This is a genomic window from Helcococcus kunzii ATCC 51366 (assembly GCF_000245755.1).
Taxonomy (GTDB): domain Bacteria; phylum Bacillota; class Clostridia; order Tissierellales; family Peptoniphilaceae; genus Helcococcus; species Helcococcus kunzii.
The window spans coordinates 1,262,708-1,288,476 of the sequence record NZ_JH601088.1 but is presented as its reverse complement, the minus strand read 5'-3'; the positions used below and the strand labels follow the sequence as shown (position 1 = coordinate 1,288,476).

Sequence of the window (25,769 nt, the reverse complement as noted above, 5' to 3'; positions counted from 1 at the left end):
TGTTAAATTTTTATTAAAATGCAGTATAAGTTTTTTGTATCTGGTGTTATAATAGATTAAACAGATAAATAAGGGGAAGATAATGAGTATATTTGAAAAAGTAGATAAATTAAGAAAAAAAATGGATGAAAGAGATATTGAAGCATATATCGTGCCAACCTCTGATCCACATCAATCAGAATATTTAGCAGATTATTATAAAACTAGAGAATATATTTCTGGTTTTACCGGTTCTGCAGGTACTGCAGTTATTACACGTGATAAAGCTGGTGTATGGACTGATGGTAGGTATTTTGTACAAGCGGAAAATGAATTAAAAAATTCACCATTCAAATTATATAGAATGGGCGAAGATATAGATTATTTGGAATTTATTAATAACGAAGTTACAGAGTTTGGCAAAATAGCAGTTGATGGCAAATGCTTATCATTATCTGAATTTGATAAAATAAATGATGCAATTGGCTCAAGATTATTAATCACAAATATTGATCTAATCTCAGGTATTTGGGATGATAGACCAAAATTACCTAAATCTGAAGCTTGGATATTTGACGAAGAATACACAGGAAAATCTTTGACTGAAAAGCTTGATATTTTAAGATCAATGATGGAAACAAGACATGCAGATTACATATTTATAGGTGCGTTAGATGATATAGCTTATCTTTTCAATTTAAGAGGAGATGATATTTTTGCTACACCTGTATTTTTCTCATATGCACTTATTAGCAAAGATAAAGCCATGTTATTTATTGACGAAAATAAAATTGACATGGAAGTAAAAGAATATTTAAGAGTAAATAATATTGATGTTTACGAATATTCCACAATATTTGAAAAAATAAATCAAATTGCTGGTACAAAGACAATATATCTTGACCCAGCAAGAACAAATGTAATGATTTATGACAATATAAATAAAAATGTGAAGATTCAAAGAGGTAGAAATTTAACTACTCTAATGAAAGCATTAAAAAATGATGTTCAAATTTCAAATTCTAAGAAAGCATTCCACAAAGATGCTATCGCATTGATGAAATTCTTCAATTGGGTAGAAATAGGGGTTAAATCTGGAAATATTGATGAAATATTTGCAGCGAAAAAATTATTATCATTTAGAGAACAACAAGATAATTTCTTAGAACCAAGTTTCCAAACTATTTCTGCTTATGGTCCAAATGCTGCTATGCCACATTATGATCCAGAAAAAGTAGTTCCATTAACATTGAAAACATCAGGATTATACTTAGTAGATAGTGGTGGACAATATCTTGAAGGTACAACAGATATCACAAGAACTATTGCTCTTGGCGAATTAACAGATGATGAAAAATTACATTATACATATGCGCTAAAAGCATTGATTGCAGGTATGACAGTAAAATTCAAGAGAAAATCAACAGGATATTTCATTGATTCTGTAGTAAGATATCCACTTCTAAAGAAAGGTCTAGATTTCAACCATGGTACAGGCCATGGTGTTGGATTTGTTTTAGGCGTACATGAAGGACCGATGAGTATTTCAAGAAACGATCAAGGTGTGCCATTAGAAGAAGGAATGGTATTTTCAATTGAGCCAGGAGTTTATATTGAAGGCTCACATGGTATTAGACTTGAAAATATCGTATATGTAAAAGAATCAGAATTTGATGATATTTTAGAGCTTGAAACATTGCTATATCTACCACTTGACACAAGACCAGTTATCAAAGAAGAACTTGATAAATGGGAATTAGATTGGTTAAATGCTTATAACAGAGAAGCTTATGAAAGATTATCTAAAGATTTAGAAGGATCTGATTTAGAATACTTAGAAAAAATGACAAGAGAGATATAATGAAAGACTTAAAATATGAACTTTCCAGATTGCCTGATTTGCCAGGTGTATATCTTATGAAAGATGAAAATGATGAGATAATATATGTAGGTAAAGCAAAAAATCTAAAAAATAGAGTTAGATCATATTTTAATAGCGATTCTGGTAAATCTATGAAAGTAATTAAAATGGTCGAGAAAATCGACCATTTTGAATATATAATTGTTGAAAATGAAGTAGAGGCTTTAGTGCTTGAATCTAACTTTATAAAAGAACATAGGCCGCATTACAACATTCTTCTAAGGGATGATAAACAATATCCATATATTATGCTTACAAATGAGGATTTTCCAAGAATTGAAAAAGTTCGACAAGTAAAAAATGATGGTAATGAATATTTTGGTCCATATCCAAATGCATATGCAGTCAACGATGTAATTAGGCTATTGCAAAATACTTTCAGACTAAGATTAAATAAAGGGATACAAAGCTATAACAGTAGAAAACGCCCACCATTAAAAGATTTTCTCTATAAATACAACGATCCAACCCATGACTATAACGATAGGGAAAGATATTTAGAAAATGTAGAGAAAGTTAGATCATTCTTAAGAGGAAATACAAAAGAATTAACAGATAAATTAGAAAGTAAAATGCTCGAATATTCAAAAAATCTGGAATTCGAGAGGGCTAGCGAATACAGGGATCATATAAATTCTATTAATCAACTTATGGAGAGACAAAAAGTTACTACTGTTGGTTTAGATAATAGAGATATTGTTTCAATGGTAAAAGCGAGAAATTATGTCACCATTCAAGTTTTCTTTATGAGGAATGGTAAAATAATTGATCGAGAACATTTTATTATTAAAAATGAATTCAATGATAGTGATGCAGATATCTTATCTTCATTTATGAAACAGTTCTATATTGATATGACATACATTCCAAGAGAAATATTAATCGTAGAAAATCCTGCTGAACAGGAAATTATTGAGAAAATTTTGTCTGAGAAAAAAGGGAAAAAAGTTTATATCAAAGTTCCTAAAAGAGGAGAAAAAGTGGGATACATCGAAATGGCTACCAAAAATGCTCAAAAAATGATGTATGAATACTTAAAGAAAATCGATGACAGAGAGAGAAGTAAAAATCTTGGATTAAAGAAATTAGAAGATTTATTGGACATTCATCCATTGGATAGGATTGAAATATATGATATTTCTAATATTTCTGGTGTGGATTCAGTTGGTTCAATGGTTGTATATGAACAAGGAAGAAAGGCTAAAAAAGATTATCGTAAATTTAAGATAAAAACTGTAGAAGGTCCTGATGATTACGCATCTATGAGAGAAGTTTTAACAAGAAGATTTACGAGATTGATGGATGCGGAAAATTCAAATAATAGTTTTAGTAAAAGACCTGATTTAGTGATTATGGATGGTGGTAAAGGTCAGGTTAATGCAGCGATTTCTGTATTGAACTCATTTAATTTAAAAATCCCCGTTATAGGTTTGGTTAAAGATGATAAACATAAAACTAGAGGCATTATCCTTGATAATAATGAATTAAATATAGATAAAGATAGTGCAATTTACAGATTTCTATATGATATGCAAGAAGAAGTTCATAGATTTGCGATAAATTATCACAATACTGTTAGAAAGAAAAAATTATTTGAATCAGAATTAAAGAAAATAGATGGACTAGGTGAAAAACGTATTATTGCGTTGTTGAAACATTTTGGTTCTATAAATAAAATAAAAGAAGCAAGCAAAGAGCAATTAAAAGAAGTCGATTTAATTAATGAAAATATTGCAGATAATATAATAAAATACTTTGGAGAAAAAAATGGGTAGAAGCGTTAAACTTTCACAATTAGCAAAAGAATTAGATTTACAAATTATAAATCCTTCTAGTGATTTTGAAGAAATCGAAATAAGTAATGGTGATGTAAATAGACCAGGTCTTCAACTTACAGGATTTATGGAAGCATTTCCATACAAAAGGATACAAATTATTGGAAATGTAGAATATTACTACTATATGCAAATGACACCAGAGCTAAGATATGAAAGATTTAGAGGACTATTATCTGAAGATATACCTTGTTTAATTTTTTCATATGCTCGAGAAGTCACACAAGATATAATTGATTTGGCAAATTATTACGATAAAACAATTATGTTGTCAGAATATGCCACAACTAAATTAATCAGTAAATTAAGTGTGGCAATAGAAAGACATTTGGCCGAACAAACAACCATTCATGGGGGGCTTTTAGATGTATATGGCTCTGGAATGCTAATCTTAGGAGAATCTTCAGTGGGTAAATCTGAAACCGCCTTAGATCTTATTACTAAAGGACATAGATTAGTTGCAGATGATGTTGTAGAGATAAGTAAAATAGATGAAAAACTTTATGGTCAATCTCCTGAAAATATCCGTCACTTCATGGAAATTAGAGGAATAGGCATATTAGATATTAGAAGATTATATGGTACAGGTTCTGTAAAAACTGATTCCCAAATCGACATGGTAATTGAATTAGAAAATTGGAATGAAGATAAAGAATATGATCGACTTGGTTTAGAAGAAGAATTCGAAGAAATTTTAGGTATTAAGATTCCTAAATTGACCGTTCCTGTAAAACCAGGTAGAAACATAGCAATGATTATTGAAGTTGCAGTTAGAAATCTAAGACAAAAGAATTTTGGATATAACTCAGCAAAATATCTTACAACAAAAATATATAATGATATGAATCCAAATAATGAAATTGACAAAGACTACGTTGATTTTTATGAGGATAAAATTTAAGATGGGGTAAGGTTATTTGCAATATATATGTTGCAATTAACCTTTTTTTGTTGGGGTTTCCTGATTAATATGGATTTCTTGATTTAATCAGGAAAATTTCCATTATTTCCATTTTTACATGTGTAATTCTAAATACTTTATTTACACATGTAAGGTTTTTAGCTATTTTACATGTGTATTCTTGATATTCCCATTTACACATGTAATTTCCAAAAATTTGTCATTTAAATTCAAAAATATCTATCGAAATATTCCGATAGATATTAATGTATCTTTATTTTATATTAGCTTTTCTTCTTTTTTTCTTAATTCTTGAATATAATATATTAATTAGTTTTGTAACTTCTGGTATTCTCATAAATAGTATAACTATTGTGTATACTAAGATTGAAACAATTATTGAAATTAGGAATGCTAATATATAGTTTTTACTGCTTAAGCCATGATATGTGAAATATGTTGCTATGCCCATGATTAAGCTTGTTAATAGTATTTTTAGTCCATTGATTGAAAACTTCTTAAAGTTGATTCTGCCGTATTTTTGTCTAAATAGATAGGCGGATAGTACGCCTCCAATAAATGATGAAACGGAAGTGGCAAGTGCAAGTCCGTTTAGTCCTAATCCAAATCCCCAGTTATAGGAAAATACATAGTTTAAGACAATATTTGAAAATACTTGAACAAATGTAATTAGTATTGGTGTTTTGGTATTATTCATTGAATAAAAGCCACGAGTAAATATTTGGTTTATTGATTGACCAACTATTGTAGGCATATAAAATACTAAAATTGAAGAAGTAATGGCTGTTGAGTTAACATCGAAATTTCCTCTTTCAAATAATAGTTTTATTAAAGGTTCTGATAATATCATTACTCCTATCATTGAAGGAATGATTAGTATAAATGAGTAGATATTACCATCCATTATTGTTTTCTTTACTCGACCGATTTCTTTTCTACTTGCATATTTTGACATTTGTGGATAGATAGATGTCGTAATGGAAGCTACGATTATCCCACTTACAAGCGTCAATATTAGTGAGGCTCTTCTCATTGATGAAACCCCACCATGAGTTATCATCGTGGAAGCTAAAGATTGATCGACTATTGTTGATATATCGACAGCGGCAATTGATAAAAATATCGGAATTGCTATTCTTAGCATGTTTTTTATATATTCGTCATGAATGTCAAATATAAACTTATGTTTATAGCCCTCTTTTTTTACGAAATGAGGGAATAATATATATTTTAAGTATTCAGAAAGCACATAACCTAAAGGAAGTATGTACATATTGTTAAATTTAAATGCAAGTACTAGTACTATTACATTTAAGAAGTTCATAAATAGTCCAGCTGATTCTGCAATGATAAATCTTTTTTTCATTTGTAAAAAACCAATGAAAACAGAAGAAATCATTGTTGCATATAATGAGAATGACATAAGTCTTGTAAATCTAATAGTTATTTCTCTCTTATCGCCTTCATATCCTGAAGCGAAAATTGAAACTAATGCTGGTGCGAATATTATTATCGCAAAAATGATAACTGTTGTAATTACAATCAAGATGTTTACTAAATTCGCTGTAAATTCCTTAGCTTTTTTTTCTCCATGCTCGTATTCTGCCTTTGAATATATAGGAATGTAACCCGCTATTACACCGGCTAAAACAAAACCGAAAATTATCGTGGGTATTGTCATTGCGGTATTGTAAGAGTCACTTATCATCCCATTCCCTAAATAATAGGCAAAAAATTGTTCTCTAATTAAACCTGAAACTTTTGAAATTAATGTAAATAACATTAAAAAAATTGCTGTTTTTCCCATATCACCTCTCCATAAAAAGATTATAACATAATAAATTATATTATATAAAAATTATTTGCCTATGTTATAATATTTTTGAGGTAAATTGATATGAGCTATGATATTGATGTAATACAAGAGATATTAGAAGAAATAGTAGATGAGATAGATCAGGACTTGTTTGAAGGTCTAAATGGTGGGATTATCTTAAAAGAAGAAATCAAATACCATAAAGAATCTATAAATAATGATTTAGTTGTCTTGGGTGAATACACAAGATTTGGGGTATTAAAGCAAATATTAATATATTATGGTTCTATTAAAAATCAATATCCAGATTTTGATAGAGAGCAATTAAAAGATAGATTAACAGAATTAGTAAATCATGAGTTAAGACATCATGTTGAGTATAGAGCTGGTGTAAATGACTTAGTTAGAGAAGATGATGAATTTATAAGCAAACATAAAGAAAAAAGAGGTGATTTATGAACGGTTTGATGCTACAAGGTTTTGAATGGGAGCTAATTGATGATGGAAATCATTATAATTTTCTAAGAGAAAATTTAGAATATTTTAAAGAAAAAGGATTTACTTCTATATGGCTGCCGCCTGTTACAAAAGCTACAGGAACAAATGACGTGGGATATGGCACATATGATCTTTATGATTTAGGTGAATTTGACCAAAAAGGTTCAGTAAGGACAAAATATGGTACAAAGGAAGAGCTTCACCAATTGATAGATAAGGCGCATGAATTAGGTATAAGCATATATGCGGACCTTGTATTAAATCATAAAGCTGGTGCGGATGAATCAGAAGTGTTCAAAGCTGTAATGGTTGATCAAAATGATAGGACAAAACAAGTTTCAGAACCAATGGATATTGAAGCGTGGACCAAATTTACATTCCCGGGTAGAAAAGGGAAATATAGCGATTTTATTTGGACATTTCAACATTTTAATGGTGTTGATTATGATGCTAAAACCGGCACAAATGCAATATATAAAATACTTTGGGAAGATAGAGACTGGAATTATGCCGTTTCTTCTGAAAAAGGAAATTATGATTATTTAATGTTTGCGGATATCGATCATTTCAATCCTGACGTTAGAAATGAGTTATTTAGTTGGATTGAATGGTTTATAAAAGAAACAAATGTTGATGGAGCGAGATATGATGCGTTAAAACATATAGATCAAAACTTCATCAATGATTTTTCAAATCACATTTTACAAAATATTAAAAGTGATTTTTATCTAGTTGGAGAATATTGGGAAAATGATCTAAATCGTCTAGTAGACTTTATAGATGGGACATCTAACAATGTTGATTTATTTGATGTTACATTGCATTATAAACTACACGAAGCATCAAAGAGTGGTGGATATTTTGATTTGAGGACATTATTTGATAATTCTGTGGAAAGTCAAAGGAAATTTAATTCTGTAACATTTGTAGATAATCACGATTCACAATTGGGACAATCCCTAGAATCATGGGTTGATAATTGGTTTAGAGAAATTGCTTATGCGTTGATTTTACTAAGACAGGATGGATATCCATGTGTATTTTTCGGCGACCTCTTTGGAATAGGTGATGGCACACTTTATGGCGGTATGAAAGGTAAATTGGACATACTTATGGAAATTAGAAGAGATTATGCATATGGTAATGAACACGTATATTTACAAGAAAAAAATGCGATTGGTTTTGTAAGATATGGAAATGAAGAACACCCAGGAAGAATGGCTGTTGCAATTTCAAATGAAGAAGCAAAAACAGTAAGAATGGAAGTCGGTGCAGACCAAAGTGGAAAAATCTACATCGATAAGTTAGGTAATAATGATGCTGAGATAACTATTGGAGAAGATGGATTTGCAGACTTCTTTGTTTCCCCAGGATCAGTTTCAGTATGGGTTGAAAAATAAAGTAAAACATTCATAAAAAATATTCAAAAATTACGATTTTGACAAAATTATAGTTAAGTGTTAATATATAATTGATAAAAATCTTCAGGGCAGGGTGTGAGTCCCTACCGGTGGTATAGTCCACGAGCGTTAGCATGAATCGGTGAAATTCCGATACCGACAGTAAAGTCTGGATGAAAGAAGATATAATATAAAAGTTTCAACAAACTTATTGATATTATAAATTTTCGTGCCCCGAAGTATCGGGGCATTATTTTTGCCCTAAAAAAGATATTAGGGAGGATTTTATGGAAATGACAGGTAATAAAAAAGTAGTAAGAGTGTTCTCAATAGGAAATATGGCGAAAATTGCTATATTTTCAGCGTTAGCAGGTGTGTTGATGCTGTTTAAGTTCCCAATACCAATAGCACCAGCGTTTATGACAGTTGACTTTGGTGATGTGGCAACATTAGTTAGTGGTTTTGTTTTAGGACCAATATCCGGCATTATCACAGTAATCATGAAAAACTTAATCAATATAGTTTTAGATGGAACAATGACTGCATATGTGGGTGAACTTTCCAATATTATCGTGGGTAGTACATTTGTTGGAGTTTCATCATACATTTATAGTAAAAATAAAACAAGAAAATCTGCTATAATAGGATTAATAGGTGGTATAGTTGCTATGACAATATTAGCAACATTATCAAATTACTTTGTAATTTTTCCAATTTACGCAAAAGTAATGCATATAGATTTAGAAGGTTTCGTAAAATTTGCACCAAAATTTGTTAAATCATATAATCAACTTATAGTGCTATCAGTTATACCATTCAACCTTGTAAAAGGTTCATTAAATGCTATCGTTACTTTAATTGTGTATAAGAAAATTTCAAGATATTTTAAAAATATGAGATAGAAAGGTTTAATTATAATCGTGAGAATAGACAAGTATTTATCTAACACAGGGATTGGTTCAAGAAAAGAAGTAAAAGAATATATTAAAAATGGATTGGTACTTGTAAATGACAAAACTGTTCTAAAACCAACACAACAAGTTGATGAAAACAATGATATAATTAAATTTAAAAATAAAGAGATCATATTTAAAAAATATATTTATTTAATGATGAATAAACCACAAAACGTTATTTCAGCGACAAAGGATTATAACAAAACCGTTATTGATCTTTTAGAGGAAAGATACCAAAATAAAGAAATTTTTCCTGCGGGTCGATTAGATAAGGACACAGAAGGGCTAGTGTTATTAACAAATGATGGTAAACTTGCTCATAACATTCTATCACCAAAGAGAAAAGTTGAAAAAAAATATTATGCTAAAGTAGATAAAAAATTAGAAGAAGCTGATATTGAAGAGTTTAAAAAAGGTATTTTCTTAGACAAAGAACAATATATGACATTACCGGGAAAATTGGAGATAATCTCAGACTATGAATGTTATGTCTATATTATGGAAGGTAAATATCATCAAGTTAAAAGAATGTTAAAACATTGTGGTAAAGAAGTGCTATACTTAAAAAGACTCTCTATTGGAGAACTAGTTCTAGATGAAAATCTTGAGTTAGGCGAATATAGAGAACTAAATGAAAATGAAATAAAAATTTTAGAAAAATATAATAAATGAGGCAATATGGATAAAGTAACTATTATTGGTGTTTGTGGTGGTTCCGCTTCAGGGAAAACAACGATTGTAAATAAACTTAGAAAAAAATATGAAGATGATTTAATCATTTTAGGTCATGATTTTTATTACAAAGCTCATGAAGGTTTAACTTATGAACAAAGATGTGAATTAAACTATGATCATCCTAGTGCATTTGATACTGAAAGAATGATTGAAGACATTAAAAAACTAAAAAATGGTGAAGAAATCTTAAGACCTGTTTATGATTACACTATTCACAACAGATCAGATGAGGTTGTTCTTGTAAAACCAAAATCTGTTATAGTTGTTGAAGGTATACTAATACTTGAAAATAAGGATTTACGAGATTTAATGGACTTAAAAGTGTATGTTGAAACAGATGCCGATGAAAGAATCTTAAGACGCATTCAAAGAGATGTAATAGAGCGTGAAAGAAGTCTAGAATCAGTAATTGCACAATATAGAGAAACTGTAAAACCAATGCACGACATGTTTATCGAACCATCAAAGAGATATGCAGATGTAATTATTCCATATGGTGGCAAAAACAAAATAGCTATAGAAATGCTAATGAATACAATTGAAAGATATGTAAGTATCAATAGTTCGAATTAAAATTATTAGAGATTCATCGATATTTGCGAGAGTTCGTAGATGTTGATGAATCTTTTTTTATTTGTTGCTAATTTTATCAGAAAATTTTATTACCATTTCGTTTATTTTATATTATGGCGCTAGTTTTTTCACTATAAATTTATTTCTCAAAAACACCATTCCCCTAGAATTACTTTGTTTCTTGAAATAAAATTAAATATAGAATAAAATTAGAATTAATAATATAAGAGAATAATTAGAAGTAGAGGAATCAAATGATACAAAGACAGAAAAACATTATTAAAGATCTGAAGTATTCAAAGATGTCCATTAAGGAAATTAGTGAAAAACAAAATGTTACAGAACGTACAATTAGAAATGATATAAAAGCTATAAATGAAGAATTAAGACCATTTGAATCTGAGCTATTAAAAAACAAAGATGGCAATTATTTTTTATTTATAAATGATGGCAAAATTTTTAATGAATTTGAGAAACAAGAATTATTAAACTTCGAATTTGATTTTTCTGAACCACGAGATAGGATCACATATATTTCATTAAGATATTTATTTTCTGCAAAATACATAAAGTCAGAAGAATTTCTTGATGAAATGTTTATTTCAAGATCTTCCATGCAAAATGATATGAAAGACGTGAGGGAGTTGCTTGCAAAATATAATTTAGATTTTGATGTAAAGCCAAATTATGGTCTTAAATTAGTAGGGGAAGAAAAGGATATAAGAAATGCTATATCCTATTTACTTAATAAAGTAAATGAAAATAAATATTATAGCACGATTGATGATTTTAGCTTAATATTTGATAAAGGAATTTTGAAAAAAATTTACAATATAATTGTAAAAAATATAAATAATTCTGATGTTAAATTATCAGATTTTGCACTTAATAATTTAGTGATACATATAGCTATTGCTATAAGAAGAATTGAGATAAATCAGTATTTTGAAAAGAAATTAAATAATGAATTTACTCATACATCCGAGTTTGAAATTGCTAAAAAGATTGTAAATGATATTGAAAGGGAATTTTCTCTTGATTTTCCAATAGACGAAGTGTATTACATTACAATGCATTTATTGGGTACTAAACTTATTTTAAATAAAAATGTTAAAACTATAAGTTCTAAAGATGATATAAAAATACTAGATTTAGCAACCAAGATGATTAAAGCTGTTGATAAAGAGATGAGGGTAAATCTAATTAAAGATCCAGAATTATTTAATTCTATAGTGCAACACCTAAAACCTTCTATTTACAGATATAACAATAATATGAATATAAGAAATCCATTATTATCATCTATAAAAGCCAACTATCTATCGGCGTTTGATGCGGCAAAGATTGCATCAAAAGTTATAGAAGAAGAATTAGGGATTAAGTTTAATGAAGACGAGCTTGGATATATAGCAATTCATTTAGGTGCAGCGATAGAAAGAGATAAATTAAACTATAAAATAGCGAGAACTCTTCTAGTTTGTACAACAGGATTAGGTAGTTCAAAGCTATTAAAATATAAATTAGAATCAAGATTTTCAGACAAAATAGAAATAGTTGATACTACTGAATTTTATAATATAGATAAATATAGAGATAAAAGTTTGGACTTAGTAATTAGTACAGTGCCGTTTAAATCACAACTAGATGTGCCTGTTATCTACATTACTGATATTCTTGGAGATACTAGTTTTGGGGAGATTGATAATTTTATCAATAATTTTAATATGTCAAAAGATTTTGAATTTTTAAATATGAATGATATTTACTTAGATTTAGATTTTTCTACTAAAGAAGAAGTGTTAAAATATCTAACAGATGAAATTGTAAAAAAAGGTAAAACGCCAGAAAGTTTATATGAAAGCATAATGGAAAGAGAACACATCGCGACTACGAGTTTTGGCAATAATGTTGCCGTTCCTCATCCTATTGAGCCAATTGCTAAAGAAACTTTTATTACCATTGGCGTATTAAAAAATCCGATAATATGGAGTGATAAGAAAGTTCAACTCATCATAGTATTAAATGTAGCTAAAAATACAGCTCAAAATTATGATAGTATGTATAAATTATTGCTTCAAATAATTGATAATGACAAAGATGTAAAAGATCTTATTAATTCAAATTCATCAAAAGAATTATACGATAAAATAGTTGATAAAATAAAAGAAGATTAATATTTGTGGGGTTAGATTTTTCTAACTCCTTTTTTTATGGAAATATTTCAAAATATTTTTCTTATTTCTAATTGAAATCTATTTATAATTCTGGATATTACTCAAAACACTTAAATTTTAACGTTTTGGAACTCTTAGCTATCGTTTTCCAAACGAATGGAAAAATTATATATTAATAATACTTATAATTTGTATTACTATAAGTTATGAAAATGAGAGATTGCGAAAGGAGGCAGGAATGGACTTAAATATGGAAGAAATCATCATGGGTATTATTGTTCATTCAGGAAGTGCCAGAACTCTTTCTATGGAAGCTATTCAAGAAGCTAAAAAGTCTAATTTTGAAAGAGCATATGAGCTTATCGAAGAAGCAAATAATGAATTTTTGGAAGCTCATAAGGTGCAAACTGACATGATACAAAAAGAAATGAATGGTGAAAAAACTCCAATTGGTTTATTAATGGTTCATGCTCAGGATCATCTGATGAATGCATTGACGGTAAAAGACTTAGCGGAAGAATTTATCGAAATTTACAAAACAAGACAAAAATAAAAAAGAGGTAAAGAAATGAAGAAAGCTTTAATTATGTGTGCCGCAGGAATGTCAAGTTCCTTAATGGCATCAAAAACAACAAAATATTTAAATGAAAAAGGTTATGACATTGAAGTGGAAGCAACTATTGCGGCTACTGCAAGTAATTTAATCAAAGAAGCAAAATATGATTTATATATGATTAGTCCACAAGCTAAAATGTATTATGATAAATTAAAAGTTTTAGCAGATGGAGCTGACAGACCTTTGGTAATGATACCACCACAAGCTTATGCACCAATCCCTTTAGGTATTGGTAAATTAGCTAAAATTGTAGTTGATAATATTAAATAGTAAATTGTATGAGTAGAAAAAGTAAAAACTCAAATAAAAAGATGCGAGAATTTGAAAAACAAAGGCATGAATTGGGATTAAAGTATGCTAAAACCACTTTTATTAGATATATGTCAGCATTTTTGCTGGTATATTCTATTTATTGGTTTTATTTAGCTTTATTAACTAAGCCAATTCTTGCAGTTGTACCTTTCATCTTTTTCGCAGCATATTTGATATGTATGGTAGATCAATATGCTTCACTACATAATCACAAACAAAAGCAATTTAATTGGACACTAAATGTAATGAAAATAACATTAATATTGGATGTTTTAATGATAATCGTTGTAATTATAGATTATAAGATGTTATTTCCTTACTATAGTAAATTTTATTATCCAATTATTACATTTGCGATTGGGATGATTATAAAACTTTTCGTGATTAGAAAAATAATAAGATTGAATAATGAAAAATAATATATTGGAGGAAAAATGTTTAAGTTTTTAGAAAAATATCTAATGGGTCCAATGTCAAAAATATCCCAACTTAGATTAGTTAGAGCTATCACAGCTGCAGGTATGGCATCCATACCATTCACAATTGTAGGGTCAATGTTTTTAGTATTGACAATTTTACCAGATGTAATTACACCATTACAAGGTATTTGGGATGCGACATTCCTAAAAGTAACTAATATTTACATGTTAGCAAATAAAGCATCTATGGGGATTATCGGTTTATACTTCCTATTAGTAATTTCATACGAATATACAAGAATAATTGCTGAGGAAGAAGAAATTGAAAAGATGAATCCAATAAACGGTATGTTATTATCAGTGTTTGGTTTCTTTATGTTAATTCCACAATTTGCTAAAGAAGCAGGATTCAAATTATTAACTGATATTTCAGAATTAGAAAAAGGTGGTTCTGCAGTTATTAATGGTTGGGCTGTTGGTGGCGATGGTCTATCAAGATTAGGTGCTACAGGTATATTTACAGCAATCATAACTTCATGGCTAGTAGTAAACATTTATAAATTCTGTATTAAGAAAAACTTAATAGTTAAAATGCCTGAAGAAGTGCCTTCTGGTGTAGCAAACTCATTCTCAGCGTTAATACCAACTGCAGTTTTATCATTCGTAATATTTATCATTCAAGGTGTTTTAGTAGCACTAAATACTGACTTATTCCAAATTATACAAGTACCATTTGGATTCGTAACAAAAATAGCTGGTACACTACCTGGTGTTCTAGTAATTCACTTATTAATACATGCTTTATGGGTTGTAGGTATCCATGGTGCAACAATTATTTCATCATTAGTTTCACCAATCGTGCTACAAAATATGCAAGCTAACGCACAAGGTGCAAACATACCATTTGCTGGTGAATTCTATAATGCATTTTCATATCCTGGTGGATCTGGTGCGACATTAGGTTTAGTTGTAATGTGTATTTTCTTAGCAAGATCAGAACAATTAAAAGCTATTGGTAAATCCGCTATTGTTCCAGGATTATTTAATATTAACGAACCTGTAATATTTGGTATGCCAGTAGTTTATAACCCAATATTAGCAATTCCATTCATGGTTGCTCCAATGGTAGGTGCAGCAATTGGTTATCTATCAATTGCATCAGGTTTTGTAAGACCAATTATTGCTCAACAACCTTGGCCAACACCATTTGGTATAGGGGCATTTATTGCAACAGGTGGTGACTATAAAGGTGCAATTGTTGCAGTAATTTCAGTTTTAGTTTCAGGATTAATTTATTATCCATTCTTCAAAGCATATGACAAGAAATTATTGAAACAACAAGAAGAAGGCGTAGACGAATTAGCAGATGTTTTATAGAATAAATTGAATTTGTTCTAAAATGAAAAAAGGAGGAGTTAATGGCATTTAGAAAAGATTTCTTATGGGGTGGAGCAACAGCTGCAAACCAACTTGAAGGGGCATACAATGAAGATGGAAGAGGATTGGCGAATGTTGATCTTTCTCCTGTAGGCGAATCAAGATTGGAAGTAATAACTGGTAGAAGAAAGATGTTAGACTTTGAAGAAGGCGAATTCTATCCAGCTAAAAATGCGATAGATCATTATCACAGATATAAAGAAGATATTGCACTATTTGCAGAAATGGGCTTCAAAGTATATAGATTTTCAATTGCTTGGACAAGAATTTATCCAAATGGTGATGACGAACAACCAAATGAAGCAGGATTACAATTTTATGAAAATTTAATTGATGAATGTCTAAAATATGGTATTGAACCATTGATTACAATTACACACTTTGATTTTCCAATGAATTTAGCAAATAAATATGGTGGTTGGAGAAATAGAGAAATTGTAAAATTCTATGAAAGATTAGTAACAACTTTATTCAAGAGATACAAAGGTAAAGTAAAATATTGGTTAACATTCAATGAAATTAATATAATTTTACATGCTCCATTTATGGGTGCTGGACTTTATTTTGAAGAAGGTGAAGTTATTGAAAAAACTCAATATCAAGCTATTCATCATGAATTAATTGCTTCAGCAATTGCGACAAAAGTATTAAGAGAAATTGATCCAGATGCAAAAATTGGTTGTATGTTAGCTGCAGGTTCATTCTATCCTGAAACATGTAATCCAAAAGATGTATTTGCTGCATTAAAAGCAAATAGAGATAATTACTTCTTTGTTGATGTTCAATCAAGAGGATATTATCCAGAATATAAATTAAGAGAACTTGAAGCTAAAGGAATTCTTCCAGAAATTACAGAAGAAGATAAGAAAATCTTAAAAGAAAATACTGTAGATTTCATCTCATTCTCATACTATTCTTCAAGAGTTGCTTCAGTTGAAGATGTTGAACAAACAGATGCAAACTTAGTAAAAAGTGCAAGAAATCCTTATTTAGAATATACAGAATGGGATTGGGCGGTTGACCCATTAGGATTTAGAATTACTCTAAATGAAATTTATGATAGATATCAAAAACCACTATTTGTTGTTGAAAATGGTTTAGGTGCTGTTGATAAGCCTGATGAAAATGGATATGTTGAAGACGACTATAGAATTGATTACTTAAGAAAACATATCAAACATATGCGTGATGCTGTGACAATTGATGGTGTAGACCTATTAGGTTACACAACTTGGGGGCCAATTGACTTAGTATCTGCTGGTACTGGTGAAATGAAGAAGAGATATGGATTTATTTATGTTGACCGTGATAACTATGGAAACGGAACATTAGAAAGATCTAAGAAAAAATCATTTGATTGGTACAAAAAGGTTATCGAAAGTAATGGTGAAGATTTAGACTAGGTCGTATAATTGTGATGAATATGACCGAAAACTTATCTATCCAAGTTCTCCTTTAGTTGCTTGTAAAAAAGCATATCATGGCTAGATATATTGGGGGGATCTAGCCAGAGGAGACCTAAACTGACATAACTTTACAGAAGCTCAGATTTCTGAGCTTCTGTATTAATGTTATGGATTAAAAAATAAATTATATAGGAAAAACATGAAAAAAAGTAAATTAAAGTCTTATATTTTGCTTATAGTGCTCATTCTTATACTAAGTTTTGGTGTGTCTATGATGTTTAAGGCTGACGTTGGTATGCCAGCCTGGGATTCTATGGGGACAGCAATTTCCGCACTAACAAATATAAAGATTGGTTATATTACCATGATTGTGAATGGTTTACTGATAATTACTCAGATACTCTTATCTGGTAAAAAATATAAAAAATCTAATTTACTACAGATTCCAATCATTTCATTTTTAGGATTTGTAATAAACTTTTTCATCTATGATGTTTTCAAATTTCATATATCATCATATATTGGAAGAATAGGATTTTTTGTAATCGGAATTTTCATCACAACCATGGCAGTATCAGCAATGATGTGCTTAGATATCGTAACTATGCCACCAGAAGGTTTTTCTGGAGCATTTGCTGATAGATTTGGCATCAAATTCTCAAAAGTGAGACTATCTCTTGATTTGATTGCTGTAACGGTAAGTATAGCGATAAGTAGAATATTCTCTACACATTTATATGTAAGAGAAGGAACGATTTTGGGAATATTGATCTTTAATATTTTTATAGGTATTTTCATCAAAATACTTAAACCGATAGTAAAGAAAGTTACTCAATATTAGAATTTCATAAGAGGAGAGAATAATGGAAAATGGAAAATTAAAAATCGTAACTATTGGTGGTGGTTCATCATACACACCTGAATTAATGGAAGGATATATTAAGAGAAAGGATCAACTAAACATTGGGAAGATTGTTTTGGTTGATATCCCTGAAGGTGAAGAAAAACTTAACATTGTAGGTGCAATGGCAAAAAGAATGGTTAAGGCTGCTGGTCTTGATTGGGAAGTTGAATTAACATTAGATAGATTTGAAGCCTTGAAAAATGCAGACTTTGTAACAACACAATTTAGAGTTGGACTATTAGATGCAAGAGTCAAAGATGAAAGAATTCCATTATCACATGGAGTACTAGGACAAGAAACTAATGGTGCTGGCGGAATGTTTAAAGCATTTAGGACCATTCCAGTGATAGGACAAATAATCGATGATATGAGAGTTCAATGTCCAGATGCTTGGTTAATCGACTTTACTAACCCAGCCGGAATAGTAACTGAAGCTGCAATCAAACACTTCGGATGGGAAAAAACTATTGGTCTATGTAATGTGCCAATTAATCATGTTACAACAGTGGCTGAAAAACTAGGTGTTGAAAAAGAGGATTTACACTTTAGATTTGCAGGCTTAAATCACTTCCATTGGCATAGAGTTTGGGATAAAGATGGTAATGAAATAACAGACAAGGTTATCGAATTACTTTATGGACAAGAAGATGCAGAATCAGACTTGAAAAACATTCACGATGCATCTTTCCACGTTGAACAATTAAGAGATCTAAAAATGCTTCCATGCGGCTATCACAGATATTATTACATTGAAGATGAAATGCTACAACATTCCATAGAAGAATTTAAGGGAGGCAAAACTAGAGCACAAGTCGTAAAAGAAACGGAAAAGAGACTTTTCGAACTTTACAAAGATCCAGCATTAGACTACAAACCTGAAGAATTAACACAAAGAGGTGGAACACATTATTCTGATGCGGCTTGCGAAATCATCGCTTCAATTGTAAACAACAAAGGTACACAAATGGTAGTATCAACAAGAAACAATGGAACAATAACTGACCTACCATACGACTGTATAGTTGAAGTTTCTGCTACAATAGATTCAAGAGGAGCAAACCCAGAAAACTGGGGAGCATTTATGCCTGCAGCAAGAGGAATGATTCAATTAATGAAAGCTATGGAAGAAACAGTAATCCGCGCCGCAATCGATGGTGACTACAATGCAGCACTACACGCATTTACAATCAATCCATTAGTACCAGGCGGAAAACTAGCAAAAAGAATTCTAGACGAATTACTATATGCACACAAAAAACATCTACCTCAATTTGCAGATAAAATAGCAGAAATTGAAAAAGATGAAGACATTGTATCTTATGTAGATGAATTAATGAAAAGCAACTAGTAATTAAGGTATCTTAATCTAAATTAATAAAAAGAGACTGTTGCGAAATGACTGAAAAGTTGTTTTGTCCCAGTCTCTTTTGATTTATTGTTGATAGTGGTTTTAATGATGATACCCCGAAGAGGTATCTTCTGTAATAGGCAGAGGAATTGAGGGTATATAAGATAGAAATGATAAGATGTGGAATATGATGTACATTATTACATTAATATTTGTATCAATTGTTACTGATTTTCCATCGGGAATGGTTTGTAGATACCCCTGGTGGGTATATTTTAGACCATAATCTAGAGGAGATATGGCCCTTGGATACCCCTGGGGGGTATATTTTAGACCATAGTTTAAAAAAATATGGTCCGTAGATACCCCTAGGGGGTATAAAAAAGACCATAGATTTTAAAAATTTTATTGTATTCATTAAATATTCCTTTTTAAAGTGGTCCGAAAAATACCCAGGAGGGGTATATCTAGACCATATTGATGAAGAAATACCTTTTGCGTATGGTCCAAAATATACCTATAGGGGGTATTTTTAGGACCATAAAAATTAAGGCATGGTCTGAAATATACGGGGGTGGGGTATTTAGAGACCATAAAAAATGTGATAAAATATTATTTATTTTAAAATTTATACAACAAAACATAATATATACAACGAAACATAATATATACAATGAAATATAATTTATACAGCAAAACATAATTTATACAGCAAAACATAATTTATACAATAAAACATGTAATTGTGACAATTTCTCCAACTATATAACGAAATATTTAACTTATGAAAAAGTGTTGGCTATTCTGAACTACGACTCTAATCCAATATGTTAAAAAAATATAGAAAAAATTTGACAAACTAATTCTATTAATGTAGAATATATAAAGTAATCACAAAATGTGTGGTGGATATAGCCAAGTGGTAAGGCACAGGGTTGTGGCTCCTGGTATCGTGGGTTCGAATCCCATTATCCACCCCATGCGGATGTGGCGGAACTGGCAGACGCGCTAGACTTAGGATCTAGTATCGAAAGATGTGGGGGTTCGATTCCTCTCATCCGCACCATAAAATATTTATTCAACGGGATAAACCGAGATGTAGGGAAATGCACAGTTATTGGTTATAAAAATTCATAAATTTTGCATATAAACCTATATAAATCGGTATAAACCACTTAAATGTAGCTAAAATGTAGCAAGTTATAAGTAGTAAAAATGTTGAAAAATAATGGACTAGAATTAATCTAGTCTATTTTTTTATCCAAAACTCTCCAAAAAAAGAATGGAGCTTTCAGCTCCATACCTTATCATTTCCTTCTAAATTTCCTTTAATAACTTAATTACTTCCTTCATTTCATTTGTTAAGAATTTTGCTTTGTGGTAGAAAAGTTGTCTCGACATTTCTAATTCAAAGTCATTGATGTTGATTATTTTTATGTTTGTTTCGTCTAGACATCTGTTGTAGACAAAGCTTGGTAAGAAGGAGATTCCTTTTTTCTTTTGTAATAGATTTATGATGATGTCTGTGTTTGAAACTTCTAGTATTGGGGAAATTTCAATGTTGTATTCCGCAAGTTTTTGGTCTAGTGCGTGTCTGTAGTTGTCCATTTTTTCTGTTAGGTAAAAATGGTTATCTAATATGTCATGGATTTGATGATCTTTTTCTTGTAAGCTTTCTATAGAAGTTACGAAGTTTAGTTGCTCCTTAATATCGAAGACTTTTACCCATTTTTCTGAATATGTACTTTTATCAAATATGTACACAAAATCTATAATGTTTTTGTCCAATAATTCGAATAATTTCTTGATTGATCCAGTGGTGATATTTATATTGATATCTAGATTTTTCTCTGCCATTTTTGCTAACATATTTGGAATGTAATAGTTGCAAATGGAATCAATACATCCTATTCTAACTCTTTTATCTTCTGAACTTGGGCTACCCATATCAGATTTTGCTTTTTTGACTGTGTTTATAATATTGTGCGCATGAGTCAATAGCTGTTCACCGGCAGGCGTTAAACTCAAGTTTTTGCCAATACGGTTAAACAACTGTACACCGAATTCGTTTTCTAATTTCTTTATTTGTATTGTGATCGTCGACTGAGAATAGTTTAATTCTTCAGCGGTTTTGGAAAAGTTAAGTAATTCCGACGCTTTAATGAAAGTAATCAAGTCATCCGTATTCATAAATTCCTCCTTACACAAACATCATACAATTGTTATTGACAAAATTCAACAGGTCTTATTATTAATAAAATTCAACTATATGATTAATAAATTCAATTTTACAAACGGTAAAATTATCACTACAATGTCTGTGTAAGGAAAATGATTTCATAATCCAAAACGTCTACTAGAGTGTTATGCGCGCGATAATAACTTTAGTAAATAACATATTCTAAAAGGAAAAAACATACATAATAGGAGAATAAAATGGATTCAATTAAACTTGCAAAAGAAAATGAAAGCCTGATTATTGAAATAAGAAGAGAATTACATAAGATTCCAGAATTAGAATTGGAATTACCTAAAACGGTAAAATTTGTTAAAAACAAATTAGATGAATGGGGAATATCATATGTAGAAATGGTAAATGGAAATGGTCTAGTTGCTTTGATTGAAGGAGCAGAAGAAGGTGAATGTCTTGCTATCAGAGCAGATATGGATGCTTTACCAGTTGCGGAAGAAACTGGATTAGAGTTTGCTTCACAACACGAAGGAAGAATGCATGCTTGTGGACATGATTCACATACGGCAATTGCGTTAGTAACAGCTAAAATAATTAATGAAAATAAAGATAAGATTAAGGGAGCGGTTAAATTTATTTTCCAACCAGGGGAAGAAATACCTGGTGGAGCAAAACCAATGATAGATGAAGGAGCTTTATTAAATCCTAAAGTTGACTATTTCATATCTTTACATAATGGGAAATTAGCAGATTTAGGACATGGAAATATTGGTTTTAGAGAAAACGAATTAATGGCTTCAATGGACAAATTTTCATTGAAAGTGACTGGTAGAGGTGGTCACGGGGCAAGTCCTCATTTAGCTATTGATCCTATAGCTATTTCAGCTGAAATTATTTCTGGTATTCAAAAGATAATTTCAAGAGAAATCGCTCCAGTTGAAAGTGGCTTGATTTCAGTTTGTATGATAAAAGGTGGTTCTACACAAAATATCATTCCAGATCAAGTTGAAATGTTAGGTACAGCAAGAGCGCTTAACGAGCAAACAAGAGATTTGATTGAAAAAAGAATCGAAGAAATCGCTAAAGGAATAGCTCAATCTTATGGTGGGGATGCTGAATTAAATTATGAAAGAAAGTATCCAGTACTTGTAAATGATCCTGAATTTACACAATATGTTAAGTCATTAACTAAAAATCTATTCTCAGATTTAGTAGTTGATATATCACTTCCAACAATGGGATCTGAAGATGCGGCATTTTACTTACAAGAAGTGCCTGGAACATATATTTTCATGGACAATATAAAACCACATAAAGATGGAGTTTGTTATCTAAATCATAACTCTAAATTTGATTTGGATGAATCAGATTTCTATAAAGGTGTGGCTATATTTCTAGAAACAGCATTTAATAAATTAGCTAAAAAATAGGAAGGTGAGGAAATGGAAACTAAAACTAATTTATTAAAAGATTATAAATTACATATCGTTGCTATTTTAGCGACAATTTTAGCAGAACTTATTGGGAGTAAAGTATTAAATATTTCATCAATAACAATAGTGTTTTCTCCATTGATTTGGGCAATGGTAATTGTTTTTATTATTTATAAATTGCCATTAAAATTGGTTACAGAAAAAAATGCATCAAATGCCAATTTAATGATGGGTGCGATTGTAGCTTTACTTATTGCAAAACTTGGTGTAACAAGTGGTGGACAATTAGAAGAAATTAAAAGAGCAGGATTAGCACTTGTTTTACAAAACTTTGGTAATTTGGGAACAATTTTCCTATCTTTACCAGTTGCCTTATTATTGGGATTAAAGAGAGAATCAGTAGGTATGACATTTGCGCTAAGTAGAGAAGCATGTGTTGGTTTGATTCAAGATGAATATGGTGCAGAGTCAGCAGAATTTAGAGGAGTAATGTCCATATTTATCATTGGTACAATTTTTGGACCTATCATATTTAGTGTGTTAGTTTCATTGTTTGTAGGATTTGGTATTGTAAGTCCTTTAGCGGCTGCTATGGGTTCTGGAGCAGGATCAGCATCAATGATGACAGCAGGATTAGGTTCTCTATTAGCTAACTATCCAGAATTATCAGAACAATTAACAGCCTACGCTGGTTTAAGTAATTTGATTTCAAGTGTAATTGCTTTACCTTTAGGTGTGTTTATTGGGCTACCTTTAACAAATTGGCTATATGAAAAATCTCAAGGAAAAGTTTGCAAAAGAGAGGTAAAAAATGCATAATATAAAGAGACTATTGCCGGTAACATTAGCAAGTATTGCATTTGCTATAATAATTTCGATGGTAAGTAATATGGTGGGGTATGGATTTTCATTTATGGAATCAATACCAGGTATGTTAATTTTGGGTGGATTAGCTTTAGGTGGGTATTTATTATCATGGATAGTGCCAATAAAACAAATGTCAACAGTTTTATGGATTTCTATTTTAGCGATACTAATAGCTTCACCAATTTCACCAATTGCAGATTATGTAATTGCTCAAGTTGACAAAGTAAGCTTTATGTCAGTAGTTACACCAATTCTTGCATATGCCGGCGTTGTAGTAGGAAAAGACTGGGCATCATTCAAGAAAGTTGGAGTAAAAGGTTTAGTAGTAGCACTATTTGTAGTTGCTGGTACATTCTTAATTTCCAGTATGCTTGGTGATTTATTTATGAAGATTTTTTAAAAGATAAATATAAAGTATTACATTTATAGAAAGAGTTAAATATGAATATTTTTAATATAATTGGTCCAAGAATGATAGGACCATCTAGTTCACACACTGCTGGAGCAGTAAGAATAGGGAATGTTGCCCATAAAATAATGCAAGGAGCAAAACCTATAGAAGTAAAATTTGAGCTTGCAGGTTCTTTTAAGGCTACATATAAAGGTCATGGGACTGATAAAGCTTTAATCGCCGGACTTTTGGGCTATGAAACTGATGATGCAGAAATCAGGGATATATTTGAAATTGCCGATAAAGAAGGGTTAAAATATGAATTTGTCGGAATTGACCTTGAAAATGCTCATCCAAATACTGCTATTATCCATTTCTTATGTGAAAATGGACAACAAGGATGTGTTAGAGGAGCTAGTATTGGAGGAGGAAATATTAGAATTGAATCAATAAATGGCATGAATTTCCCAATGACTACAGATAATCCGACAATATTAGTCGTACATAACGACAGGCCAGGAGTTATTGCTAGAGTTACAAGCTTATTAAGTGATAGATATAGTGATGCAAATATTTGTAATATAACACTTGAAAGAGATAAAAAAGGCGGCATTGCAATAATGAAGGTCGAATTAGATGAACCTACTTCTAAATATATTGAATATGAAATAGGTGCATTAGATGATGTTTTGAATGTTGTCGTTATAGAATAATATTTAAGGAGTTCAATATGTTTAGATATAATTCAATCCAAGAAATTGTAGATTTAGCAAATGAAAAAGGTGTAAAAATTAGTGAACTTGTAATGGAAGACCAAGCGAAACAATTTGGGTATTCAGTTGACGAACTTTATAAAGAAATGGAAAAAGCCTTTGATGTTATGATTGAATCCACTCACACTGGTATGGACAAAGATTTGAGATCCACATCAGGTTTAACAGGTGGAGAAGGTTATAAAGTAATGGAATACGCAAAAAATAATAATGGTGGATTCGCTGGTGATTTTATGACTAGATCAATTGCAAGAGCTATGGCTACATCAAATACAAATGCTGCTATGGGCAGGATTTTAGCGACACCTACCGCAGGGAGTTGTGGCATTTTACCTGGTGTTTTAGCAACATTATATGAAGATGAAAAAATTGAAAAGGAAGTAATCGTAAAAGCTATTTTTACAGCTGGTGCATTTGGAATGGTTGTTGCAAAACAAGCGTCAATCTCCGGTGCAGAAGGCGGATGTCAAGCTGAATGTGGCTCAGCATCTGGAATGGCTGCTGCAGCAATAGTTGAGATAAAAGGGGGAACACCTCAACAAAGTGCGGACGCATTAGGAATGTGTGTAATAAATCAATTAGGTTTGGTTTGTGACCCAGTTGCTGGTTTAGTAGAAATACCATGTATAAAAAGAAATGCATCAGGTGTTTCAATTGCGATATCTTCAGCATCAATGGCTTTAGCGGGCGTTGATTTATACATTCCAGTTGATGAAACATTAGTTGCTATGAAACAAGTTGGTGATGCGATGAGAGACGACTTAAAGGAAACTGCAAGAGGAGGGTTGGCATCAACTCCAACAGGTAAAAAATTAATGGAACAAGTTTTTGGAAAAGAAAATAATTAAATAAATTAAACAGGA

23 protein-coding genes, 2 tRNA genes and 1 riboswitch are annotated in these 25,769 nt (G+C 30.7%); of the genes, 23 read left to right on the top strand and 2 right to left on the bottom strand.

Annotated features, from left to right (window positions below; genetic code table 11):
• The first annotated feature begins 82 nt into the window (after positions 1 to 82).
• From HMPREF9709_RS05890 to hprK, 3 genes are read left to right on the top strand one after another with little or no spacing between them, the layout of a single operon-like run.
• Positions 83 to 1,840, top strand: a complete 1,758-nt coding sequence (locus tag HMPREF9709_RS05890) for an aminopeptidase P family protein (RefSeq protein ID WP_005398673.1) — start codon at positions 83 to 85, stop codon at positions 1,838 to 1,840.
• Positions 1,840 to 3,675 carry an excinuclease ABC subunit UvrC gene (gene uvrC, locus HMPREF9709_RS05885; protein ID WP_005398672.1) on the top strand — a complete coding sequence of 612 codons (1,836 nt, stop codon included), beginning with the start codon at positions 1,840 to 1,842 and terminating at the stop codon, positions 3,673 to 3,675. Before HMPREF9709_RS05890 ends, uvrC begins: the two co-directional genes overlap by 1 nt.
• Positions 3,668 to 4,636 carry an HPr(Ser) kinase/phosphatase gene (gene hprK, locus HMPREF9709_RS05880; protein ID WP_005398671.1) on the top strand — a complete coding sequence of 323 codons (969 nt, stop codon included), beginning with the start codon at positions 3,668 to 3,670 and terminating at the stop codon, positions 4,634 to 4,636. Before uvrC ends, hprK begins: the two co-directional genes overlap by 8 nt.
• Positions 4,637 to 4,910: 274 nt before the next feature.
• Here the strand turns inward: hprK and murJ are convergent, their stop codons facing one another.
• The gene (gene murJ / locus HMPREF9709_RS05875; RefSeq protein ID WP_005398669.1) at positions 4,911 to 6,464 is read right to left on the bottom strand and encodes a murein biosynthesis integral membrane protein MurJ; all 1,554 of its coding nucleotides are present in this window, start codon (positions 6,462 to 6,464) and stop codon (positions 4,911 to 4,913) included.
• Between the two features lie 90 nt (positions 6,465 to 6,554).
• Here murJ and HMPREF9709_RS05870 point away from each other — a divergent pair, with 90 nt between their 5' ends.
• The 15 genes from HMPREF9709_RS05870 to HMPREF9709_RS05795 all read left to right on the top strand — a co-directional run bounded on the left by HMPREF9709_RS05870 (position 6,555) and on the right by HMPREF9709_RS05795 (position 20,317).
• The gene (locus HMPREF9709_RS05870) at positions 6,555 to 6,932 is read left to right on the top strand and encodes a metallopeptidase family protein (RefSeq protein WP_005398668.1); all 378 of its coding nucleotides are present in this window, start codon (positions 6,555 to 6,557) and stop codon (positions 6,930 to 6,932) included.
• Positions 6,929 to 8,371 (top strand): alpha-amylase, encoded by a 1,443-nt coding sequence (locus HMPREF9709_RS05865; RefSeq protein WP_005398667.1) that lies wholly within the window; start codon positions 6,929 to 6,931, stop codon positions 8,369 to 8,371. Before HMPREF9709_RS05870 ends, HMPREF9709_RS05865 begins: the two co-directional genes overlap by 4 nt.
• Positions 8,372 to 8,447: 76 nt before the next feature.
• Positions 8,448 to 8,560: riboswitch (FMN riboswitch) on the top strand.
• Positions 8,561 to 8,658: 98 nt separating this feature from the next.
• Positions 8,659 to 9,273 carry an ECF transporter S component gene (locus HMPREF9709_RS05860; protein WP_005398666.1) on the top strand — a complete coding sequence of 205 codons (615 nt, stop codon included), beginning with the start codon at positions 8,659 to 8,661 and terminating at the stop codon, positions 9,271 to 9,273.
• Between the two features lie 18 nt (positions 9,274 to 9,291).
• Positions 9,292 to 9,999 (top strand): pseudouridine synthase, encoded by a 708-nt coding sequence (locus tag HMPREF9709_RS05855; RefSeq protein ID WP_005398665.1) that lies wholly within the window; start codon positions 9,292 to 9,294, stop codon positions 9,997 to 9,999.
• 6 nt (positions 10,000 to 10,005) lie between these two features.
• The gene (gene udk, locus HMPREF9709_RS05850) at positions 10,006 to 10,635 is read left to right on the top strand and encodes a uridine kinase (RefSeq protein WP_005398664.1); all 630 of its coding nucleotides are present in this window, start codon (positions 10,006 to 10,008) and stop codon (positions 10,633 to 10,635) included.
• Between the two features lie 254 nt (positions 10,636 to 10,889).
• Positions 10,890 to 12,809, top strand: coding sequence for a BglG family transcription antiterminator (locus tag HMPREF9709_RS05845; RefSeq protein ID WP_005398663.1), 1,920 nt, complete (start codon positions 10,890 to 10,892; stop codon positions 12,807 to 12,809).
• Positions 12,810 to 13,047: 238 nt separating this feature from the next.
• Positions 13,048 to 13,362 carry a PTS sugar transporter subunit IIA gene (locus tag HMPREF9709_RS05840; RefSeq protein ID WP_005398662.1) on the top strand — a complete coding sequence of 105 codons (315 nt, stop codon included), beginning with the start codon at positions 13,048 to 13,050 and terminating at the stop codon, positions 13,360 to 13,362.
• Between the two features lie 15 nt (positions 13,363 to 13,377).
• A complete protein-coding gene (locus HMPREF9709_RS05835) occupies positions 13,378 to 13,695 on the top strand; it encodes a PTS cellobiose transporter subunit IIB (RefSeq protein ID WP_005398661.1) in 318 nt (105 codons plus the stop codon).
• An 8-nt stretch (positions 13,696 to 13,703) separates the two neighbouring features.
• Entirely contained in the window at positions 13,704 to 14,156 is a 453-nt protein-coding gene (locus HMPREF9709_RS05830) for a hypothetical protein (protein WP_005398660.1), read from the top strand.
• 15 nt (positions 14,157 to 14,171) lie between these two features.
• Positions 14,172 to 15,533, top strand: a complete 1,362-nt coding sequence (celB, locus tag HMPREF9709_RS05825; protein WP_005398659.1) for a PTS cellobiose transporter subunit IIC — start codon at positions 14,172 to 14,174, stop codon at positions 15,531 to 15,533.
• Positions 15,534 to 15,574: 41 nt separating this feature from the next.
• The gene (locus HMPREF9709_RS05820) at positions 15,575 to 16,996 is read left to right on the top strand and encodes a 6-phospho-beta-glucosidase (protein WP_005398658.1); all 1,422 of its coding nucleotides are present in this window, start codon (positions 15,575 to 15,577) and stop codon (positions 16,994 to 16,996) included.
• Positions 16,997 to 17,198: 202 nt separating this feature from the next.
• Positions 17,199 to 17,840, top strand: coding sequence for a YczE/YyaS/YitT family protein (locus HMPREF9709_RS05815; RefSeq protein WP_005398657.1), 642 nt, complete (start codon positions 17,199 to 17,201; stop codon positions 17,838 to 17,840).
• 22 nt (positions 17,841 to 17,862) lie between these two features.
• On the top strand, positions 17,863 to 19,251 hold the full coding sequence (locus tag HMPREF9709_RS05810; protein WP_005398656.1) for a 6-phospho-beta-glucosidase: 1,389 nt from the start codon (positions 17,863 to 17,865) through the stop codon (positions 19,249 to 19,251).
• Positions 19,252 to 20,156: 905 nt separating this feature from the next.
• Positions 20,157 to 20,231: transfer RNA gene (locus HMPREF9709_RS05800), tRNA-His, on the top strand.
• Position 20,232: 1 nt separating this feature from the next.
• Positions 20,233 to 20,317, top strand: a tRNA-Leu gene (locus tag HMPREF9709_RS05795).
• A 251-nt stretch (positions 20,318 to 20,568) separates the two neighbouring features.
• Here the strand turns inward: HMPREF9709_RS05795 and HMPREF9709_RS05790 are convergent.
• Positions 20,569 to 21,441 carry a LysR family transcriptional regulator gene (locus HMPREF9709_RS05790; RefSeq protein WP_005398655.1) on the bottom strand — a complete coding sequence of 291 codons (873 nt, stop codon included), beginning with the start codon at positions 21,439 to 21,441 and terminating at the stop codon, positions 20,569 to 20,571.
• A 246-nt stretch (positions 21,442 to 21,687) separates the two neighbouring features.
• Here HMPREF9709_RS05790 and HMPREF9709_RS05785 point away from each other — a divergent pair, with 246 nt between their 5' ends.
• Genes HMPREF9709_RS05785 through sdaAA form a run of 5 tightly spaced genes read left to right on the top strand, consistent with a single transcriptional unit; the run spans position 21,688 to position 25,754 of the window.
• Positions 21,688 to 22,872 (top strand): M20 metallopeptidase family protein, encoded by a 1,185-nt coding sequence (locus HMPREF9709_RS05785; RefSeq protein ID WP_005398654.1) that lies wholly within the window; start codon positions 21,688 to 21,690, stop codon positions 22,870 to 22,872.
• A 12-nt stretch (positions 22,873 to 22,884) separates the two neighbouring features.
• Positions 22,885 to 23,694 (top strand): DUF3100 domain-containing protein, encoded by an 810-nt coding sequence (locus HMPREF9709_RS05780; protein WP_005398653.1) that lies wholly within the window; start codon positions 22,885 to 22,887, stop codon positions 23,692 to 23,694.
• Entirely contained in the window at positions 23,687 to 24,142 is a 456-nt protein-coding gene (locus HMPREF9709_RS05775; RefSeq protein ID WP_005398651.1) for a hypothetical protein, read from the top strand. The genes HMPREF9709_RS05780 and HMPREF9709_RS05775 overlap by 8 nt, the downstream gene beginning before the upstream one ends.
• Before the next feature lie 41 nt (positions 24,143 to 24,183).
• A complete protein-coding gene (sdaAB, locus tag HMPREF9709_RS05770) occupies positions 24,184 to 24,846 on the top strand; it encodes an L-serine ammonia-lyase, iron-sulfur-dependent subunit beta (RefSeq protein WP_005398650.1) in 663 nt (220 codons plus the stop codon).
• 17 nt (positions 24,847 to 24,863) lie between these two features.
• Positions 24,864 to 25,754 (top strand): L-serine ammonia-lyase, iron-sulfur-dependent, subunit alpha, encoded by an 891-nt coding sequence (gene sdaAA, locus HMPREF9709_RS05765; protein WP_005398649.1) that lies wholly within the window; start codon positions 24,864 to 24,866, stop codon positions 25,752 to 25,754.
• Positions 25,755 to 25,769 lie beyond the last annotated feature (15 nt).

Coding starts and splice junctions, on each gene's coding strand:
- HMPREF9709_RS05890 (WP_005398673.1), top strand. CDS start 83: ATGAGTATATTTGAAAAAGTAGATAAATTAAGAAAAAAAATGGATGAA.
- uvrC (WP_005398672.1), top strand. CDS start 1,840: ATGAAAGACTTAAAATATGAACTTTCCAGATTGCCTGATTTGCCAGGT.
- hprK (WP_005398671.1), top strand. CDS start 3,668: ATGGGTAGAAGCGTTAAACTTTCACAATTAGCAAAAGAATTAGATTTA.
- murJ (WP_005398669.1), bottom strand. CDS start 6,464: ATGGGAAAAACAGCAATTTTTTTAATGTTATTTACATTAATTTCAAAA.
- HMPREF9709_RS05870 (WP_005398668.1), top strand. CDS start 6,555: ATGAGCTATGATATTGATGTAATACAAGAGATATTAGAAGAAATAGTA.
- HMPREF9709_RS05865 (WP_005398667.1), top strand. CDS start 6,929: ATGAACGGTTTGATGCTACAAGGTTTTGAATGGGAGCTAATTGATGAT.
- HMPREF9709_RS05860 (WP_005398666.1), top strand. CDS start 8,659: ATGGAAATGACAGGTAATAAAAAAGTAGTAAGAGTGTTCTCAATAGGA.
- udk (WP_005398664.1), top strand. CDS start 10,006: ATGGATAAAGTAACTATTATTGGTGTTTGTGGTGGTTCCGCTTCAGGG.
- HMPREF9709_RS05845 (WP_005398663.1), top strand. CDS start 10,890: ATGATACAAAGACAGAAAAACATTATTAAAGATCTGAAGTATTCAAAG.
- HMPREF9709_RS05840 (WP_005398662.1), top strand. CDS start 13,048: ATGGACTTAAATATGGAAGAAATCATCATGGGTATTATTGTTCATTCA.
- HMPREF9709_RS05835 (WP_005398661.1), top strand. CDS start 13,378: ATGAAGAAAGCTTTAATTATGTGTGCCGCAGGAATGTCAAGTTCCTTA.
- HMPREF9709_RS05830 (WP_005398660.1), top strand. CDS start 13,704: ATGAGTAGAAAAAGTAAAAACTCAAATAAAAAGATGCGAGAATTTGAA.
- celB (WP_005398659.1), top strand. CDS start 14,172: ATGTTTAAGTTTTTAGAAAAATATCTAATGGGTCCAATGTCAAAAATA.
- HMPREF9709_RS05820 (WP_005398658.1), top strand. CDS start 15,575: ATGGCATTTAGAAAAGATTTCTTATGGGGTGGAGCAACAGCTGCAAAC.
- HMPREF9709_RS05815 (WP_005398657.1), top strand. CDS start 17,199: ATGAAAAAAAGTAAATTAAAGTCTTATATTTTGCTTATAGTGCTCATT.
- HMPREF9709_RS05810 (WP_005398656.1), top strand. CDS start 17,863: ATGGAAAATGGAAAATTAAAAATCGTAACTATTGGTGGTGGTTCATCA.
- HMPREF9709_RS05790 (WP_005398655.1), bottom strand. CDS start 21,441: ATGAATACGGATGACTTGATTACTTTCATTAAAGCGTCGGAATTACTT.
- HMPREF9709_RS05785 (WP_005398654.1), top strand. CDS start 21,688: ATGGATTCAATTAAACTTGCAAAAGAAAATGAAAGCCTGATTATTGAA.
- HMPREF9709_RS05780 (WP_005398653.1), top strand. CDS start 22,885: ATGGAAACTAAAACTAATTTATTAAAAGATTATAAATTACATATCGTT.
- HMPREF9709_RS05775 (WP_005398651.1), top strand. CDS start 23,687: ATGCATAATATAAAGAGACTATTGCCGGTAACATTAGCAAGTATTGCA.
- sdaAB (WP_005398650.1), top strand. CDS start 24,184: ATGAATATTTTTAATATAATTGGTCCAAGAATGATAGGACCATCTAGT.
- sdaAA (WP_005398649.1), top strand. CDS start 24,864: ATGTTTAGATATAATTCAATCCAAGAAATTGTAGATTTAGCAAATGAA.